At 70.0% G+C, this 16,719-nt stretch carries 16 protein-coding genes and 1 riboswitch; of the genes, 7 read left to right on the forward strand and 9 right to left on the reverse strand.

Translation table 11 applies throughout. The features are described from left to right. Positions 1-4: 4 nt before the first annotated feature. Positions 5-1,360: a transcriptional regulator gene (locus ACFYOU_RS04460; RefSeq protein WP_391303516.1), complete on the reverse strand. Its 1,356-nt coding sequence runs from the start codon at positions 1,358-1,360 to the stop codon at positions 5-7. Positions 1,361-1,603: 243 nt separating this feature from the next. On the opposite strand from ACFYOU_RS04460, the gene ACFYOU_RS04465 reads away from it, so the two are divergent. Beyond that, complete coding sequence (locus ACFYOU_RS04465) at positions 1,604-2,839, forward strand: hypothetical protein (protein ID WP_391303518.1); 1,236 nt, start codon at positions 1,604-1,606, stop codon at positions 2,837-2,839. Positions 2,840-3,049: 210 nt separating this feature from the next. After that, entirely contained in the window at positions 3,050-4,372 is a 1,323-nt protein-coding gene (locus ACFYOU_RS04470; protein WP_391303519.1) for a nucleotide sugar dehydrogenase, read from the forward strand. A 94-nt stretch (positions 4,373-4,466) separates the two neighbouring features. On the opposite strand, the gene ACFYOU_RS04475 is transcribed toward ACFYOU_RS04470, so the two are convergent. The 4 genes from ACFYOU_RS04475 to ACFYOU_RS04490 form a co-directional block, all read right to left on the reverse strand. Beyond that, positions 4,467-4,943 carry an NUDIX domain-containing protein gene (locus ACFYOU_RS04475; protein WP_391303521.1) on the reverse strand — a complete coding sequence of 159 codons (477 nt, stop codon included), beginning with the start codon at positions 4,941-4,943 and terminating at the stop codon, positions 4,467-4,469. Next, the gene (locus ACFYOU_RS04480) at positions 4,888-5,064 is read right to left on the reverse strand and encodes a DUF397 domain-containing protein (protein WP_391303523.1); all 177 of its coding nucleotides are present in this window, start codon (positions 5,062-5,064) and stop codon (positions 4,888-4,890) included. The genes ACFYOU_RS04475 and ACFYOU_RS04480 overlap by 56 nt, the downstream gene beginning before the upstream one ends. 91 nt (positions 5,065-5,155) lie before the next feature. Further along, positions 5,156-5,368, reverse strand: a complete 213-nt coding sequence (locus ACFYOU_RS04485; protein WP_391303525.1) for a DUF397 domain-containing protein — start codon at positions 5,366-5,368, stop codon at positions 5,156-5,158. Further along, complete coding sequence (locus ACFYOU_RS04490) at positions 5,361-6,188, reverse strand: Scr1 family TA system antitoxin-like transcriptional regulator (protein ID WP_391303527.1); 828 nt, start codon at positions 6,186-6,188, stop codon at positions 5,361-5,363. The genes ACFYOU_RS04485 and ACFYOU_RS04490 overlap by 8 nt, the downstream gene beginning before the upstream one ends. A 175-nt stretch (positions 6,189-6,363) precedes the next feature. Here ACFYOU_RS04490 and ACFYOU_RS04495 point away from each other — a divergent pair, with 175 nt between their 5' ends. After that, a complete protein-coding gene (locus ACFYOU_RS04495; protein ID WP_391303529.1) occupies positions 6,364-6,582 on the forward strand; it encodes a hypothetical protein in 219 nt (72 codons plus the stop codon). 480 nt (positions 6,583-7,062) lie between these two features. Here ACFYOU_RS04495 and groL read toward each other — a convergent pair whose 3' ends face one another. The 4 genes from groL to thrC all read right to left on the reverse strand — a co-directional run bounded on the left by groL (position 7,063) and on the right by thrC (position 11,695). After that, on the reverse strand, positions 7,063-8,685 hold the full coding sequence (gene groL, locus ACFYOU_RS04500; RefSeq protein ID WP_389765866.1) for a chaperonin GroEL: 1,623 nt from the start codon (positions 8,683-8,685) through the stop codon (positions 7,063-7,065). 608 nt (positions 8,686-9,293) lie between these two features. Further along, positions 9,294-9,497, reverse strand: coding sequence for a cold-shock protein (locus ACFYOU_RS04505; protein WP_037653356.1), 204 nt, complete (start codon positions 9,495-9,497; stop codon positions 9,294-9,296). 461 nt (positions 9,498-9,958) lie between these two features. Further along, positions 9,959-10,234 (reverse strand): MoaD/ThiS family protein, encoded by a 276-nt coding sequence (locus ACFYOU_RS04510; RefSeq protein ID WP_385489644.1) that lies wholly within the window; start codon positions 10,232-10,234, stop codon positions 9,959-9,961. A gap of 150 nt (positions 10,235-10,384) precedes the next feature. Continuing rightward, entirely contained in the window at positions 10,385-11,695 is a 1,311-nt protein-coding gene (gene thrC / locus ACFYOU_RS04515) for a threonine synthase (RefSeq protein WP_389765869.1), read from the reverse strand. Between the two features lie 17 nt (positions 11,696-11,712). Then, positions 11,713-11,882, reverse strand: a riboswitch (SAM riboswitch). A 133-nt stretch (positions 11,883-12,015) separates the two neighbouring features. Here thrC and ACFYOU_RS04520 point away from each other — a divergent pair. The 4 genes from ACFYOU_RS04520 (at position 12,016) to ACFYOU_RS04535 (ending at position 16,719) form a co-directional block, all read left to right on the forward strand. After that, entirely contained in the window at positions 12,016-12,972 is a 957-nt protein-coding gene (locus tag ACFYOU_RS04520) for a glucosyl-3-phosphoglycerate synthase (RefSeq protein WP_391303532.1), read from the forward strand. A 278-nt stretch (positions 12,973-13,250) separates the two neighbouring features. After that, positions 13,251-13,472: a hypothetical protein gene (locus ACFYOU_RS04525; RefSeq protein ID WP_391303534.1), complete on the forward strand. Its 222-nt coding sequence runs from the start codon at positions 13,251-13,253 to the stop codon at positions 13,470-13,472. Positions 13,473-13,640: 168 nt separating this feature from the next. Next, the gene (locus tag ACFYOU_RS04530; RefSeq protein ID WP_391303536.1) at positions 13,641-15,110 is read left to right on the forward strand and encodes a trehalose-6-phosphate synthase; all 1,470 of its coding nucleotides are present in this window, start codon (positions 13,641-13,643) and stop codon (positions 15,108-15,110) included. A gap of 112 nt (positions 15,111-15,222) precedes the next feature. Further along, complete coding sequence (locus ACFYOU_RS04535; protein ID WP_391303538.1) at positions 15,223-16,719, forward strand: right-handed parallel beta-helix repeat-containing protein; 1,497 nt, start codon at positions 15,223-15,225, stop codon at positions 16,717-16,719.

Below are 16,719 nucleotides of genomic sequence, written 5' to 3' on the forward strand. Positions count from 1 at the left end.
GCGTTCAGGCCGCGTAGTCGAGGAAGTCACGGACGTCGCGGATGTGTTGGTGGCCGGCGAAGTGGCCCCGGAGGTCACGAAGAGTGCTGGTCGTGCGGGCCGAATCGACCCCGCCCATGGTGACGATGACCTGGTGACCGATGCCAAGGGCGGCGTCGACGTCGCCGAGGGCAAGGTGGGCTTCGGCCTTGCGCGCCTGGTAGATGACGGTGCCCCGGATCTCGCGCTCGGTGTCGTACGGGTCGTCATGGGTGAGGGCGGCGTCGAAGTCCTCCAATGCCCGTCTCGGCTCGCCGAGGCTGAGCGCAGAACTGGCGGCGACCTGGTGGAGTTCGCCGCGGTTGATCCAGTACATCGACGGCAGGTCCGCCTCCGGGCTGTCGGCCCGGCCGTAGGCGTGGAAAGCGGCATCGACCTGGTGCCAAGTGGCCTTGGGCTCGCCCGCCTTGGACCAGGCGCGGGCTGCGCGGGCGTGGAGCATGGCCAGCACCCGGGGCGAAGCGATCTTGCCCCGGTCGGCGAGGGCGGCTTCGACGAGGTGGAGGGCACCCTTGGGGTCATCCGCGTTGTAGCGCAAGTTGGCCCAGAAGGCCAGGGTGACCGCACCCAGAGTGACGTCCTTCGCACAGCCAGCGGCCCGCAGAGCGGTGATGAAGTGCCGCTCTGCGGCGGCGTGGCGGCCGTGATCATAGGCGCACCAGCCCGCCAGACGGGATGCCTCCGCCGCCGCGGCGAACAGGCTCCGCCCCGTTGCCTCGGTGTAGGAAGCGTTCTTCAACAGATTGGTAATCAGCCGGAGTTCGACGACGGCGGCGTCATAGACGTGACCGGCGCCCACGGTGTCGTCGAGGTGACGCAGCGCGTCGAGGCGTACATCGAACAGGGTGGTGGCCTCGGCGCCGACCCGGCGCCCTCGGTCGGTGACCGCCAGGGCCGGTTCGGCGGTGATCCATTGCGCGACGGCCGCGGCCAGCGTGCTGGTGGAGGCGATCAGAAAGCCGCGCCGGTCCACTGGACCTCCCACATCCGTCAGTAGATTCACCGTACCCGCAACCGTCCACGGTGATTCCAGTACGGTCCGGTCGTCGCCGAGGGCCAGCAACAGGAAGTGTGGCCAGCCGTACCGATCGACGTCCGCGAGGTCGATGCCGTGCAGGCTGGCGATAGCCAACATCGCCGTTCTTTCCGGGGTCACACCCTTCTGTGTCCACCGGCTGGCCTTCTCCTTGCGGTGGGCCATCGCCCCGAACCCGAGTGCCAGGTGACGATCGGCCACTCGCTTGAGGTAACGAGCCGCAGTCAGGTTGTGCCGGGCCATCAGCGTGGTGAGCGGGTGGGGCTCAACGGCAGGGGCTGTCATCACGGGTGCTCCCCCTCCCCCGGGAACAGGGTCCCCAGTCTCCGCGCCGGCCGGGCCCCTGGGAAGACGGCACGACACGGAGGCAACGGGGAGCAACCCGTCGGCAACTGCGGGCAACGCCCACTCTCTTGGCCTGCGGCACTCGCACTCCCACCGTTGACAGTGCCCACCGCCCTGCACGAGCACCAGCCGGGCCGTCCACTCGACCGTCCGCGAATCGACGAACGAACCCAGGAGGCAACCGTGCTTCTGCCCTACGTCGTGATCGACTCCTTGCCACCCGAGCAGGCCCGCATGTGGCACGACCACTTCTCTTCGGAGGACGGACGTGACCCGGCCGTCGAAGAGGGCATCTGGCGGCGTACCCAGGACCCGCGCAACGCCGAACAGTCCGGGTGGACCCAGGACGACAACGGTCGTCGCCGCATCGTCCACTACCGACTCCACTACGGCATCGACCGGAGCCGCCCGACGGACCGCCTGGTGCTGACCGAGCTGTACCTGTTCGTGTCGTGGCTCGCCCCGAGCGTGGAGATCGCTGCGCACCGGGGCGACCTGGAGCAATGGCTCGGCGAAGGGCGGTGGAAGCCCACCGGTGAGGGTGGCACCCGGCGTCGCGGTGACCTGTACGTCACGATCACCGAACATGCCGTCCACCCACAGGACGAGCGGGCCGACCGGGACACCCCCGAGGGGTTCCGGTCGCTCGACGTGGTGATCCAATCCGTGGACTACGCACTGCCCCGGGCTTCGCGGAACGTGCCCTGGGACGTGCTGGCCGGCGGCATGCGCATCAAGGAGGAGCGCGGCACACCGGAGTACGCCGACGACCTTTCGGGCCTGCTGGACCACCTGCCCTTCGTGCTGGAAGCCGGTTGCGGTACCTCCGTCGAAGCGGGCGTTCCGCCGCTGCACTGGTTGCACGAGGTCTATCGGGTCACCGCCCGCCAAGACGACGAACCCACCCAGGGCTTCTCGTTCACCATGGCCCCGGCGCAGGACATCCTGGTGAGGGAGGTGTTGACCGACACCGAGCACAAGATCGACGACATGGTGTCGATGTTCCGGCGACTGATCGAGGCCCGACCGACCGCGGCCCACCGGATATTGAAGGCCCTGTACGACGGTGGTCACGCGGTCGGGCCCGTCGCCACCCACAACTTCGACCGCCTCTTCGCCCGGGCGGGTCTGCCGGAGGCGTACATGCGCAGGTACGACCAGCGGACGCCGTCCATGGAGTACCCGCCGCAAGCCCGGTCGCTGCTGGTGGTCGGGCTGCACGCAGACCGACGCCACGTACAGCAACGTGCCCGCGAGCGAGGACTACGGGTGTTCTACCTCGACACCGAGGGCGTCAAGGAGCACGGTGTCCACAAGGAGTACCTCATCGAGGGTGCGAGGGCGGGCGACGTCATCGTGCGCTCCGAGGCCATCCCGGGCCTGCGACGCTTGGCCGAACTCCTGGGGATCGACTGCTGACCGCCCACCGCGCCACCCCGGGACTTTCGGGCCCTGCCGGACTGGCCCGCCGAGCAGGGTGTTTCACCACCGACGAGCGGCCCGTACGCCTCAACCGGCTTGCCATGAACCACCGCTCGGCGTCGGGAACACCGGAAGGCGCGTCACCCAACAGATAGCGTCGGGGGCACACCGAGTAGCGGTGTGCCCCCGACGCGACAAGGACTCGCCATGCTCGTTTCCGTCATCGGCTGCGGTCACCTCGGCATCCCCCACGCGGCAGCGATGGCCCACCTCGGCCACCAGGTCATCGGTGTGGACGTCGACCAGGCCAAGGTCGATCGGCTCAACGCCGGCGAGTGCCCGATCTACGAGGACGGACTGCCCGAGCTGCTGGCACGCCACACCGCGAGCGGCCGGCTACGGTTCACCACCGACATCCGCGAAGCCGCCGCCGTCGCCGAACTGCACTTCATCGGCGTGGGAACACCGATCGACGCCGATGGCCGCTCCTACGACAACGGGCAGGTCTTCGGCGCGATCCGCCAGCTCGCGCCCCACCTCCACCAGCCCTGCACGATCGTCGGGAAGTCCACCGTCAGCGTCGGGACCACCGTCCAGGTCACCGCCCTCGCACAGCGGCTGGCCCCCGCCGGCAGCGCGGTCGAGGTCGTGTGGAACCCCGAGTTCCTGCGCGAGGGCCACGCGGTCGAGGACACCCTGCGTCCGGACAGGCTCATCGCCGGCGTCACCAGCGCCGAAGGCGAAAAGGCGATCCGCGCCGTCTACGCCGGCATCCTGGACACCGGTGTGCCGATCTTCATCACCGACCCGCAGACCGCCGAACTCGCCAAGGGCGCCGCGAACAGCTTCCTCGGCCTGAAGATCTCCTACATCAACGCCGTCGCCGAGATGTGCGAGGCTGCCGGCGGCGACATCTCCAAGATCGTGGAGATCCTGGGCGTCGACCCCCGGATCGGCGCCGGCGGCATGAGGCCCGGCATCGGCTACGGCGGCGGCTGCCTCCCCAAGGACGTGCGCGCCTTCACCGCCTCCGCCCGGCAACTCGGCGCCGAACGGGCCGCCGATCTCCTGCTGGCCGCCGAGCAGATCAACGAGACCCGAATCGACGTGGCCATGGACCTCATCACCAGCGCCCTGGGCGACCGGCCGGTCCGGGGAACCCGGGTCACCGTGTGGGGTGCGGCGTTCAAGCCCGGTACCAACGACGTACGGGAATCCCCCGCACTCGCCCTCGCCCACGCCCTCCAGCAGGCCGGCGGCACCGTCACCGTGCACGACCCCCAGGCCGTGGCCACGGCCATGGTCCGCAACCCGGAACTCGAATACGCGGAAGACCTTCCCGCGTCCCTCGACGGCGCGGACCTCGTCGTCCTGGCCACCGAATGGCCCGAGTACCGGCAGGCGAACCCCCGGGTCCTCGTGGACCGCCCCGCCAACCCCTTGCTCGTCGACTGCCGCACCACCCTCGACCCCGAGCCCTGGCGCGCGACGGGTTGGACCGTCCACCAGCTCGGGCGGCCCGGGAAGTAGACCCGGGTCCCGCGCAGGGAGCCCCGCGCCGCCCCCGGCAACACCGCGGGCGGCACCCCACAGCGGCTGCGGCCCGCGCCACGAGGCCCACCCGTCACGTCGCGGTGCCCGACCACCCGTAGCGGGAGAAGGACGGTCCTCCGTCCCGGAATGCGGCCAGGGCCCGTGTGACGGTCGGGAACGCGGGTTCGGGGAGGCGGTCCGCCGCGACCCACCGGGCATCCAGGTGCTTGTCCGGCTCGGTGTTGGTCAGCTCGCCGGTCCACGTGTCGGTGGCGAAGACGAAGAGGACGAACTGCCCGGCCTGGTCCCAGCCCTGCTCGGCGTGGACGACGTGGACGAGAGCCAGATCGGCCGGGTCGACGAGCAGGCCGGTCTCCTCCTTGAGTTCGCGGGCAGCGGCCTCGTCGAGGGCTTCGCCGGGCTCGGCCTTGCCGCCCGGGACGGTCCAGGCCGGCTGCGGAAACCAGTTGCGCGCGGCGTAGAGCACGGCGGCGATCCTGTCCGTGACCTTGTCATGAACGATCACGCAGACCGAATTCCGGCTGTTCATCACGCTGGTGTTCGTCACGGTGCGCACTCCCTTCGTCCGAGGCGAACCCGGGGGCCCACTCGACGCACTGGCCCCCGGATGACCCGCTGTACGACGACTTGACCCACGATTCGTCGCGATTGAGGTTCCCGCTCACCACGCAGCATCGTGAAGTCCCGGCAACAAGGAACCCTGTCTCCTCGAACGCCGGGGAGACAGGGTCCAGTCAAGCCAATCCGAGGTGTCGTACGTCAGACCTCGCCGCGCCGCGCCAACGCCACCAGGCCCGCCCAACTCCGCTCACTCACCCGCAGAACGGGGCCACCCGGGACCTTGCTGTCCCGCACGGGGACGACGCCGTGCGCCGACGCGAACTCAGGGGCCCACTCGACGCACTGACCACCGTTGGGCGCGCTGTGGGTGCTTTTCACCCAGCCCGCTATCTCACACGTGGTGTCACTCACGCCTGTACTCCTCACGCATTCGCCAGATCCGGTCAAGAGTCGCCCGACGACCCAGGGCCTCGGCCTGCAATTGATCGTAGACCTCCCCCGCAGCGGCCGTGATCTTGGACGCGTCCTGCGGCCGTCCCGTCACAGGACCCTCCGCGTACAGCAGCGTAGGCCGGGACTCAAAGACCAGCAACGTAAAGGGGGTCGCCACGACTGGCATCGCTTCGAAGGGCAGCAACTGCAAGGTAACCCCCGCCCTTTCCCCTTCTTCGAGGAGCCTGTCGAGCTGCCTCGCCATGACCTCCGAGCCGCCCACCTTTACGTGCAGGCACGCCTCATGGAGCACCACCCACAGCTTCGGAGGCGGCGGTTCGTTGCGGGTCATCACCTCACGACGGCTCATACGCGCCGCCACCTTGGATTCAATCAGCTCCGGTGTCATCCCCGGCATGGTGAGGCGGTACGACGCACGGGCGTACTCCGGGGTTTGCAACAGCCCCATCAGGTACAACGTGGAGTAGTCGAAAATGCGCACCGCTTTGCGCTCGTAGACCACGAACGGCATGAACCAAGTCGGATGGTCACCCTCCAGAGCCCGTTGCCGTTGCCTCGCCAGCATGGACCCCGTACCGAATACGTGGTCGCATCCCTCGGCGAACTTCTCGCTCGGGTGGACCGTCCCCGTCTCCACCTTGGACACGTAGCTGATCGAGTACCCCGTTGCGTCGCCCAACCCCTTCAACGTGATCCGGCGGGTCCTGCGCAACTCGCGCACGTCAACACCGAACGCCTCTAGAGGATTCAAGAACTCTGCTGGTTCGTCATCGTTCATCGCGGTGACCTGGCCCTCCCTGCGATGGAGCAGTTTGAACGCCGAGGTGGGCCCTGTAGCCCCCCTCATTCAATCTACTTACGCACCGTCGACTCGTGGTCACATCAGGCAACAGGCACCCGATCAGGTGGCGCCCGCCACCGGACCGGGACACGAGAGCAAGGTGAGAAGACCGGTGTTCCTCAACGACGAGGGAGAGGTGCTGCCTCCTGCCAGCCCCCTGACGTTCCCTCCCTGCACCTGCGGCTACCCCCAGTGCCCGGATCGCCCCCGGGGACCGGAGGAGGGGCCGGGGCCCGACAGCCCCGCCCTGCGCGAACTGCGCACCAAGGTGCGGGAGCTCAACCTGCACAGCCAGCTCCCGGGGCACCACGCCCAGGCACTGGACGACTGAGCCCCGCACAACTTGCAAGGAACTGCATCGACATGAGCGAGCGTATGGCCCGCGCCCCCGGCCGTCTGCTCCCGCTGGACGACCTCGCCGGTGGCGCGATCGGCTGGGAGGAGGACCCCCGCGGCGTGCGGTTCCCGTGCACGGTGCGCGCAGCCTCGGCGAGGGAGGCGGTGCTGTGGGCCGTCGAACGCCTCGCCGCGGTAGGCGTACCGGTGTCCGCCGTCAAGATGCCCCTGACCACAGCATTCAGCTGGCCCACGAGGGCAAGCGCCCCCCCTCAGGGGCGCGGGGAACTGCGCAAAACCACAGCGCACCCCCACCGAACAACGCACCCGCAGGGAAGCGCACCGAAGGGGCGCGGGGAACGGCGCGAGCAACCCCCACGCACCCGCGGACGAACGAGACGGGAACGCCCGAGGGCGGCACCCCACCAGGGGGTGCCGCCCTCGGAACGAGACGCGGAGTCCGAGCCGAAGAGGCTCAGAAGTCCATGTCGCCACCGGGCATACCGCCCGGCGCGGCAGCCGCAGCCTTCTCCGGCTTGTCAGCGATGACAGCCTCGGTCGTGAGGAACAGCGCAGCGATCGACGCGGCGTTCTGCAGCGCGGAACGCGTCACCTTCGCCGGGTCGAGGATGCCCTCGGCGATCATGTCGACGTACTCACCGCTCGCGGCGTTGAGCCCGTGACCCGGGGTCAGGTTGCGCACCTTCTCGACGACGACGCCACCCTCAAGGCCGGCGTTGACGGCGATCTGCTTCAGCGGAGCCTCAAGCGCGAGCTTGACGGCGGCGGCACCGGTGGCCTCGTCGCCCTCCAGCTCCAGCTTCTCGAAGACGGCGGTCGCCTGGAGCAGGGCCACGCCACCACCGGCGACGATGCCCTCTTCGACGGCGGCCTTCGCGTTGCGAACGGCGTCCTCGATGCGGTGCTTGCGCTCCTTGAGCTCCACCTCGGTCGCGGCGCCGGCCTTGATGACGGCCACGCCGCCCGCGAGCTTCGCCAGGCGCTCCTGGAGCTTCTCGCGGTCGTAGTCGGAGTCGGAGTTCTCGATCTCGGCGCGGATCTGGTTGACGCGACCGGCAACCTGGTCCGTGTCACCGGCACCGTCGACGATGGTGGTCTCGTCCTTGGTGATGACGACCTTGCGGGCGCGGCCCAGGAGGTCCAGGGTCGCGTTCTCCAGCTTGAGGCCGACCTCCTCGGAGATGACCTCGCCGCCCGTGAGGATCGCGATGTCGCCGAGCATGGCCTTGCGGCGGTCGCCGAAGCCCGGGGCCTTGACGGCGACGGACTTGAAGGTGCCGCGGATCTTGTTCACGACCAGGGTCGACAGGGCCTCGCCCTCGACGTCCTCGGCGATGATCAGCAGCGGCTTGCCCGACTGCATGACCTTCTCCAGGAGCGGCAGCAGGTCCTTGACGTTGCCGATCTTGGAGTTGGCGATCAGGATGTACGGGTCGTCCAGGGACGCCTCCATACGCTCCATGTCGGTGGCGAAGTACGCCGAGATGTAGCCCTTGTCGAAGCGCATGCCCTCGGTGAGTTCCAGCTCCAGACCGAAGGTCTGGGACTCCTCGACGGTGATGACGCCTTCCTTGCCGACCTTGTCCATGGCCTCGGCGATGAGGTCACCGATCTGGGTGTCGGCGGCGGAGATGGAGGCGGTGGAGGCGATCTGCTCCTTGGTCTCCACGTCCTTGGCCTGCTCCAGCAGGGCGGCGGAGACGGCCTCGACGGCCTTCTCGATGCCGCGCTTCAGGGCCATCGGGTTGGCACCCGCGGCGACGTTGCGCAGACCCTCGCGCACCAGCGCCTGGGCGAGGACGGTCGCGGTCGTCGTGCCGTCACCGGCGACGTCGTCCGTCTTCTTCGCGACCTCCTTGACCAGCTCGGCGCCGATCTTCTCGTAGGGGTCTTCGAGCTCGATCTCCTTGGCGATGGAGACACCATCGTTGGTGATCGTGGGGGCGCCCCACTTCTTCTCAAGGACGACGTTGCGGCCCTTGGGGCCGAGGGTGACCTTGACGGCGTCGGCGAGCTGGTTCATACCGCGCTCAAGGCCGCGCCGCGCCTCCTCGTCGAACGCGATGATCTTGGCCATGTGAAGTGGTCCTCCCGGACTGAAGGGGGTCCTACCCGCGCCCTGACGAGAGCGTGGGAGCGGATGGTACGGACCGCGCTGGCGCCCGCGACGGACGACCTGCGACACCGGGCGAAATCCTTGCCCCACCCGGCCCGCGGGCCTCACCGACCCGGTCCTTCGTAGCACTCTCACTCGTAGAGTGCTAACGCCAATGATTAGCACTCGACCGGTGCGAGTGCAAGCGGCTTGACGTTTTCCGGCGACCCCCCGAGGGCTCCACCGCAGGTCAGCGGCGTTCCGCTCTTGCGACGCACAGGTGCGTTCCCCTGCGGGGTGCGTTGCCTCCTGCGGGTGCGCCGTGGTTGCCCGCGCAGTTCCCCGCGCCCCTTCGGTGCGCTTCCCTGCGGGTGCGTCGCCCGGTGCGGGTGCGCTGTTGTTTTGCGCAGTTCCCCGCGCCCCTGAAGGGGGGCGCTACCCAGCGTCGTCGCCTGACCCGAGGCGGGCCCCGTTAGGGGCGCGGGGAACTGCGCGGGCAACCACCCCGCACCCGCGCGGGCAATGCGGAGGGTCCGCACCCCTGCCGGGTGCGGACCCTCCGTAAACGTCGCAGCCAGTCGACGCGCGGCTCAGACGGCCACGCGGACCATATCCGCCTGCGGCCCCTTCTGACCCTGCGAGATCTCGAACTCGACCCGCTGGCCCTCTTCAAGGGTGCGGTACCCGTCCATTTGAATCGCGCTGTAGTGGACGAAAACATCCGCACCACCGTCGACCGCGATGAAGCCGTAGCCCTTCTCCGCGTTGAACCACTTGACGGTGCCCTGAGCCATGCCTAACTCCCCTATTACTGGCCCTTGCACAGGACCGCACTTCGCGGACCCGGGTCATACCTCCACCCCCCAACGGTTGGGGGTGTGCGCCGGAACGCGTCGACCGCCGCTGAATGTATCTGTCCAACTGCCGTCTGCAACAGGTCAACCGGACGAGAAATCCGGGCACGACGCATCGGAGATGTCCAGATAATTGACTGGAATTCAGGGCAAGTCGGGCCCAGCAAATGCCACAAAGGGGCTAATTCGATAATGCTCTTTGGCTACTTCTTGTCGCCGCGCGGCCGAGAAGTCATATGTGTGAAGGACAAGCGCGCGAGCCATTTCCCCAACCCTATCGCGTTCAATCCTATGGAATGACCCCCTCCGCTTCTCTTGCGGAGGGGGTCATCACGGTGACGCAGCGTCAGGCCCGCCGACCCGCGGGACGGGGGCCCGGAGCGCAGGCTCGGAGCGCAGGATTAGCCGCCGGCGACCGCGGGGATGATCGACACACCGGCGCCGTCGGGCGTGGCGGTGCCGAGGCCCTGCTCGAAGCGGACGTCGTCGTCGTTGACGTACACGTTCACGAACCGGCGCAGCTTGCCCTGGTCGTCCAGGACGCGCCCCGCGATTCCGGCGTGGTTCTTCTCCAGGTCGGCGATCACCTCGGCGAGGGTGGCCCCCTCGGCGGGCACCTCGGCCTTGCCGCCGGTGTAGGTGCGCAGAATGGTCGGGATACGGACGTTGACGCTCATGGGGCGGCCTTTCCGGTCGTTTCCGGCGGGACGGTACAGGGACGTACGGGAACCTCGTACGGGAACCCGCGCGCAGGGATCACGCTCCGGGACCGTGTACGGGGCGGGCGAGGCGGGGCGGGCCCGCCCCGCGGGCGCGGCGGGGCGGTGTCAGCCGGTGGCGAGGCCCGCGTCGCGGAACGCGTCGAGGTCCGGCCGGATCGTCGCGGTCGGACGGGCCCGGTCCGCCACCGCGTCGAGCGTCTTGAGCCCGTCGCCGGTGTTGAGGACGACGGTCGACAGCGAGGGGTCGAGCAGACCGGCCTCGATGAGCTTCTTGGTGACGCCGACGGTGACCCCGCCCGCGGTCTCCGCGAAGATGCCCTCGGTCCGGGCGAGCAGCGAGATCGCGTCGACGACGGCCGCGTCGTCCACGTCGTCCACGGCGCCACCGGTACGGCGGGCGATGTCGAGCACGTACGGGCCGTCCGCCGGGTTGCCGATGGCCAGCGACTTGGCGATGGTGTCCGGCTTCTGCGGGCGGACCACGTCGTGACCGGCCTTGAAGGCGGCGGAGACCGGGGAGCAGCCGGTCGCCTGGGCGCCGAAGATCTTGTACGGCTTGTCGGCGACCAGTCCGAGCTTGATCAGCTCCTGGAGCCCCTTGTCGATCTTCGTGAGCTGCGAGCCGGAGGCGATGGGGATGACCCACTGGTCCGGGATCTCCCAACCGAACTGCTCGCAGATCTCGTACGCCAGCGTCTTGGAGCCCTCGCCGTAGTACGGGCGGAGGTTGACGTTGACGAAGCCCCAGCCCTCGCCGAGCGGGTCGCCGATCAGCTCGGAGCAGAAACGGTTCACGTCGTCGTAGGTGCCCTCGATCGCGACGAGCTCGCCCCCGTAGACGGCCGCCGTGACGACCTTCGCCTGCTCCAGGTCGTGCGGGATGAACACGCAGGAGCGCAGGCCGGCGCGGGCCGCGGCGGCGCCCACGGCACCGGCGAGGTTGCCGGTGGAGGAGCAGGAGAGGGTGGTGAAGCCGAAGGCGCGCGCGGCTTCCAGGGCCTGGGCGACGACGCGGTCCTTGAAGGAGTGCGTCGGGTTGCCGGAGTCGTCCTTGACGTAGAGGCCGCCGGTCACGCCCAGTTCGCGGGCGAGGTTGTCGGCCTTGACGAGCTTGGTCCAGCCGGGGTTCAGGTTCGGCTTCTCGGCGACGTCGGCGGGGACGGGCAGCAGCGGGGCGTAGCGCCAGATGTTCTCGGGACCGGACTCGATCTGCTTGCGCAGGGCCTCGGGGTCGCCGAGCGGGAGGTCGTAGGCCACTTCGAGGGGGCCGAAACACAGCTCGCAGGCGAAGATCGGGCCGAGCGCGAAACGTTCGCCGCACTCGCGACAGGACAGCGCCGCGGCGGGACCGAGATCGACGGCCGGGTCGGCGACGTCGGGAGCACCGGCGGTGGAAGCAGCGGTCTGAACAGCCATGGAGGGGAGGCCCTTTCTCCTCATCTTCCCCGTGGCGCGCTTCGCCACGAGACGGAATTGGCACCTTCCCGAGTCGGGAGCCTCGCGGGTGATGCCGCCGACGATCTTCGGCGGACGGTCACGAGAACCGACTGGAGGGTTGCCGGGGCTTCAACGGGCCGTATCCCTCTGCCCCTCTGGATGAGCGGTATGTGGTTGTCAGCGAGACGGCCCCCGACATGCGACGGTCATCCGCGTTGTTCAAGACTGTAACCGAAGGCCAGGACAGTTGAGATAGTCGTCCGCACCGCGAGATGGATCACAGTAGGGAGCCGTAGACCGTGCTGGAAGAAGTCGAGGACTGGCTGAGCAGGCGTTCTTGGTCCGTGGCAGACCGTTCGCCGCACCAGCTCACCGCGGCTAAGCGGGCCTCGGGCACCACGGTCAGTGTGGTGCTGCCCGCGCTGGACGAACAGGCGACGGTCGGCCGAATCGTGTCCGTGATCCGCGAGGAACTGATGACGGGGCCGGTGCCGCTGGTCGACGAGCTGGTGGTGGTCGACTCGGGCTCCACGGACCGGACGGCGGAGGTCGCGGCGGCGGCCGGGGCGCGGGTGGAACACCGGGACGCGATCCTGCCGAGCCTGCCCGCGCTGCCCGGCAAGGGCGAGGTGCTGTGGCGGTCGCTGTTGGTGACCCGCGGTGACGTGGTGTGTTTCGTGGACGCGGACCTGCGGGAGTTCTCCGCGGACTTCGTCACCGGGATCGTCGGACCGCTGCTCACCGAACCGGACGTGCAGTTCGTGAAGGCGATGTACGACCGGCCGCTCGGCACCGCCGTCGCCGGGGGCGGGCAGGGCGGTCGGGTCACCGAGCTGCTGGCCCGCCCGGTGCTGAACATGCACTGGCCCCGGCTGGCCGGATTCGTGCAGCCGCTGGGCGGCGAGTACGCGGCCCGCCGCACGCTGCTGGAGCAGCTGCCGTTCCCGGTGGGGTACGGGGTGGAGCTGGGGTTGCTGGTGGACGCGCTGCACACGGTGGGGCTCGATGCGTTGGCGCAGGTGGACGTGGGGGTGCGGCGCCACCGGCACCAGGACGGGCAGGCGCTGGGGCGAATGGCGGCGGCGGTCTACCGGACGGCACAGCTGCGGTTGGCGCGGGGGCACCTGTTGCGGCCCGAGCTGACGCAGTTCGAGCGGGGTCCGCGGGGCTTCGAACCGCGCACGTACGCCGTCGACACGGAGGAGCGTCCGCCGATGGCCTCGGTGGCGGAGTACGCGGCGCGGCGCGTGGCGTGACCGGGTGGTCAGCCGGGCCGTGACCGGGTGGTCAGCCGGGCCGGGGGCGCGGTAGCGGGGCGAGTGGCGTAATCGGCTGCGGTGAACGGCGCACGGGGGCGGCGCGGTCCCGCGTGGCGCCCCGGACCGCCCCCGTCGGCTGCCTAGATTGTCAGCTCATGCGCACATTCCTCCGTATTTTTATGTTTTCCTCACACGGGGTGGGTAAGGGGTCGTGTGGTGGCGTCCGGCGGTTGGCTGTGTGGACGGCAGGGGTTCTCGCGGCATCGGCGCTCACCGTGACGTCGGCTCCGGTCGCGTATCCGGTGGGACCGCCCCGCGCGGACGCCACCCCCGCGCCCACGCTGGAACGCCGGACGACCCGCCCCGTGGGTGACGGGTTCTCGCCGTACCTGTACGGCGGGCTGGTGGTGTCCCTGGGCGCGGTCGGCGGACTGCTGGTCGCGACGGTGCGCAGCAAGTCCGCCTCCGGACGGCGACTGCACGTCACCGGGGTGTGAGCACAGGGGCGTCGTATACGACCGCCGGACGCCGGACGACGGCCAGCCGGACGCCGGACGGAGCCAGCAGGACGGGAGCCGGGCGACCGGCGACAACGGGCCAGGGGCTGCGCGGGGCGTGCCCGGGGCCACGTTTGAGGGTTCACCGGGTGGGCGAGGTATCGCCGTATGGGTTTCTCTCAGGGTGGGCAGCGCACCACGAGCACCACGGGCGCCGCGGGTGCCACGGTCCTCGTGGCGTCGAACCGCGGTCCCGTCTCGTACGCGGTGGCGGACGACGGCACGCTCAACGCCCGCCGCGGCGGGGGCGGACTGGTGTCCGGGCTCTCCGCGATCGGACCCGACACGGACGCGGTCTGGGTGTGCGCCGCCCTCGGCGACGGCGACCGCGAGGCGGTCCGCCGCACCGGCGGCGCCCTCGACCCCGCGGACACCGGCGGACAGCGCGTACGCATGCTGGACGTCCCGGCGGACGTGTACGCCGACGCCTACAACGGCATCGCCAACTCCGTGCTGTGGTTCGTCCACCACATGCTGTACCAGACCCCGTTGGAGCCCGTCTTCGACACGGAGTTCCGGGCCCGCTGGGCGTCCTACGAGGCGTACAACGCCGCCTTCGCCCGGGCCCTCGCCGACGAGGCCGCCGAGGGCGCCGCGGTCCTCGTCCAGGACTACCACCTGGCGCTGGTGCCCGGGCTGCTCCGGGCGCTCCGGCCGGACCTGCGGATCGGTCACTTCTCGCACACCCCCTGGGCGCCCGTCGACTACTTCCGGCTCCTCCCCGACGACGTGGCGGAGCAGCTGCTCCGGGGCATCCTGGGTGCCGACCGGGCCGCGTTCCTCACCCACCGCTGGGCGGACGCGTTCACCGCCTGCTGCCGGGAGGTCCTGGGCGGCACCGGCACCACCAGGACCGGGGTGCACGGCCTCGGCGCGGACGCCGACTTCCTGCGCGAACGCTCCCACCGGCCGGACGTGGACGACCGGCTGCGCACCCTGCGCGAGCAGATCGGCACCGGGCCGGACGGCTCCCCGCGCCGCACGATCGTCCGGGTCGACCGCACCGAACTGTCCAAGAACATCGTGCGCGGGCTGCTCGCCTACCGCGACCTCCTGGAGCGCCACCCCGACTGGCGCGGCCGGGTCGTGCACCTCGCCTTCGCCTACCCGTCCCGACAGGACCTCGCCGTCTACCGGGACTACACCGCCGAGGTGGCCCGGGTCGCCGAGGAGATCAACTCCACGTACGGCACGGAGGGTTGGACCCCGGTGCTGCTGCACGTGGAGGACGACTTCGCGCGCTCGCTGGCCGCCTACCGGCTCGCCGACGTGGCGCTCGTCAACCCGGTGCGGGACGGGATGAACCTGGTGGCGAAGGAGGTGCCCGTGGTGTCCGACCGGGGGTGCGTCCTGGTGCTGTCCCGGGAGGCCGGCGCCTTCGAGGAACTCGGCGCGCACGCCCTCACCGTCAACCCGTACGACGTCACCGCCACCGCCGACGCCCTGCACGCCGCCCTCGTCACGCCCGACGGCGAACGCGCCGAACGCACCAAGCACCTCGCCGCGGCGGCCACCGCGCTCCCGCCGGCCCGCTGGTTCCTCGACCAACTCCGCGCACTCGACGCCCCCGACGCCTGAGCGGAGGCGCTCGGAACCCCTGGGGCGGACGGGGCGGCCGACCCGGTTTGTCCAAGGACCGGCCGTGTTTGTCCATGGGAGCGCGACCGTCCGCGCACCTAACGTCACCGCCATGTCACTTCGGCGCACCACCCTCCTGACCGTGGCGGGAGTCGTCCTCGCCGGCCTGCCCGGGAACGCTTCGGCGGCCCCCGGACGAGGCACCACCTACTACCTGGACTGCGCACGCGGCGACGACGCGCACTCCGGGACCCGGGCCGCCCGCGCCTGGGGCTCCCTGGAACGCGCCAGCGCGCACGTGTACCGGCCGGGCGACCGGCTGCTGCTCCGGCGGGGCGCCTCCTGCACCGGCGTGCTCAAGCCGCAGGGCGCCGGCGCACCCGGCGCACCGGTGCGCGTCGACGCGTACGGCACCGGGACGAAGCCCCGCATCGAGGCGAACGGGGCCCGGGCCGCCGTCTGGCTCGTCAACACCGAACAGTGGGAACTGCGGAACCTGGAGGTGTCCAACACCGGGGCGCCCACCACCACCGAACGCCGGGCGGGCGTCTACGTCCAACTCACCGACTACGGGGTCGCCGAGCACTTCGTGGTGGACGGCGTCGACGTGCGCGACGTCAACGGCTCCGACCACAAGGACCCCGACCCCTCCGGCGGCATCCTCTTCGCCGTGCAGGGCACCGAGCGGCCCACCCGGTTCGACGGCGTCCGCGTCGAGGACTCCACCGTCCGCACCTCGGACCGCACCGGCATCGGCACCTCGTCCACCTGGGGCCGCGACGTCCAGGGCGCCAACTGGCTCTCCACGGACGTCACCTTCGTCCGCAACCAGGTGTACGACGTGGGCGGTGACGGGATCGTCGTGCAGAAGACCCGCGGCGCCCTGGTCGAGCACAACTACGTCAACGGCTTCAACGAACGTTCCGGCGGCTACAACGCGGGCATCTGGGCCTGGGACTCCGACGACGTGCTCTACCAGTACAACGAGGTCACCGGCGGGCACGGCACCCGGGACTCCATGGCCTACGACATCGACGGCGGCAACAACCGCAACGTCTACCGCTACAACTACAGCCACGACAACGAGGGCGGCTTCCTGCTGGTGTGCAACGACCGCACCAAGACCAGCTCCGGCAACCGCGTCCACGACAACGTCAGCATCAACGACCGCAACACCACTTCCCCGTACGCGGTGATCTCCGTGGTCTGCGGCTCCACCACCGACACCCGCGTCTACCGCAACACCGTCGTCACCGACCGCCCCGACACCGCGCTGGTCTCCAACAACGGGCAGACCGGCGTCACCTTCGAGGACAACGTCTTCGTCGGCGCGGCGAACGGCGGCTCACCGATCCGGGACACCCTCAGCACCTACCGCAACAACCTGTACTGGCGCACCGCCCAGCCGCGCGACCCCTCGGCCGTCAACGCCGACCCGCTGCTGCGCGCCGCCGACCCCGCCCGGCCCGGGGACGTACGACTGCGGCCCGGCTCCCCCGCGCTGGGCGCCGGCAGCGTGACCAGGGACGGCACCCGCCGCGACTTCTTCGGCACGCGCATCCCGACCCCGCCCAACCTCGGCGCCGACCAGACGCGCACCCCGCGCTAG

The organism is Streptomyces sp. NPDC005955, from assembly GCF_042871255.1.
Classification (GTDB): domain Bacteria; phylum Actinomycetota; class Actinomycetes; order Streptomycetales; family Streptomycetaceae; genus Streptomyces.

Bases quoted from the DNA above. Each gene is read 5' to 3' on its own strand.
- ACFYOU_RS04460 (WP_391303516.1), bottom strand. From the start codon at position 1,360: ATGACAGCCCCTGCCGTTGAGCCCCACCCGCTCACCACGCTGATGGCC.
- ACFYOU_RS04470 (WP_391303519.1), top strand. From the start codon at position 3,050: ATGCTCGTTTCCGTCATCGGCTGCGGTCACCTCGGCATCCCCCACGCG.
- ACFYOU_RS04490 (WP_391303527.1), bottom strand. From the start codon at position 6,188: ATGAACGATGACGAACCAGCAGAGTTCTTGAATCCTCTAGAGGCGTTC.
- groL (WP_389765866.1), bottom strand. From the start codon at position 8,685: ATGGCCAAGATCATCGCGTTCGACGAGGAGGCGCGGCGCGGCCTTGAG.
- ACFYOU_RS04505 (WP_037653356.1), bottom strand. From the start codon at position 9,497: ATGGCTCAGGGCACCGTCAAGTGGTTCAACGCGGAGAAGGGCTACGGC.
- ACFYOU_RS04510 (WP_385489644.1), bottom strand. From the start codon at position 10,234: ATGAGCGTCAACGTCCGTATCCCGACCATTCTGCGCACCTACACCGGC.
- thrC (WP_389765869.1), bottom strand. From the start codon at position 11,695: ATGGCTGTTCAGACCGCTGCTTCCACCGCCGGTGCTCCCGACGTCGCC.
- ACFYOU_RS04530 (WP_391303536.1), top strand. From the start codon at position 13,641: ATGGGTTTCTCTCAGGGTGGGCAGCGCACCACGAGCACCACGGGCGCC.
- ACFYOU_RS04535 (WP_391303538.1), top strand. From the start codon at position 15,223: ATGTCACTTCGGCGCACCACCCTCCTGACCGTGGCGGGAGTCGTCCTC.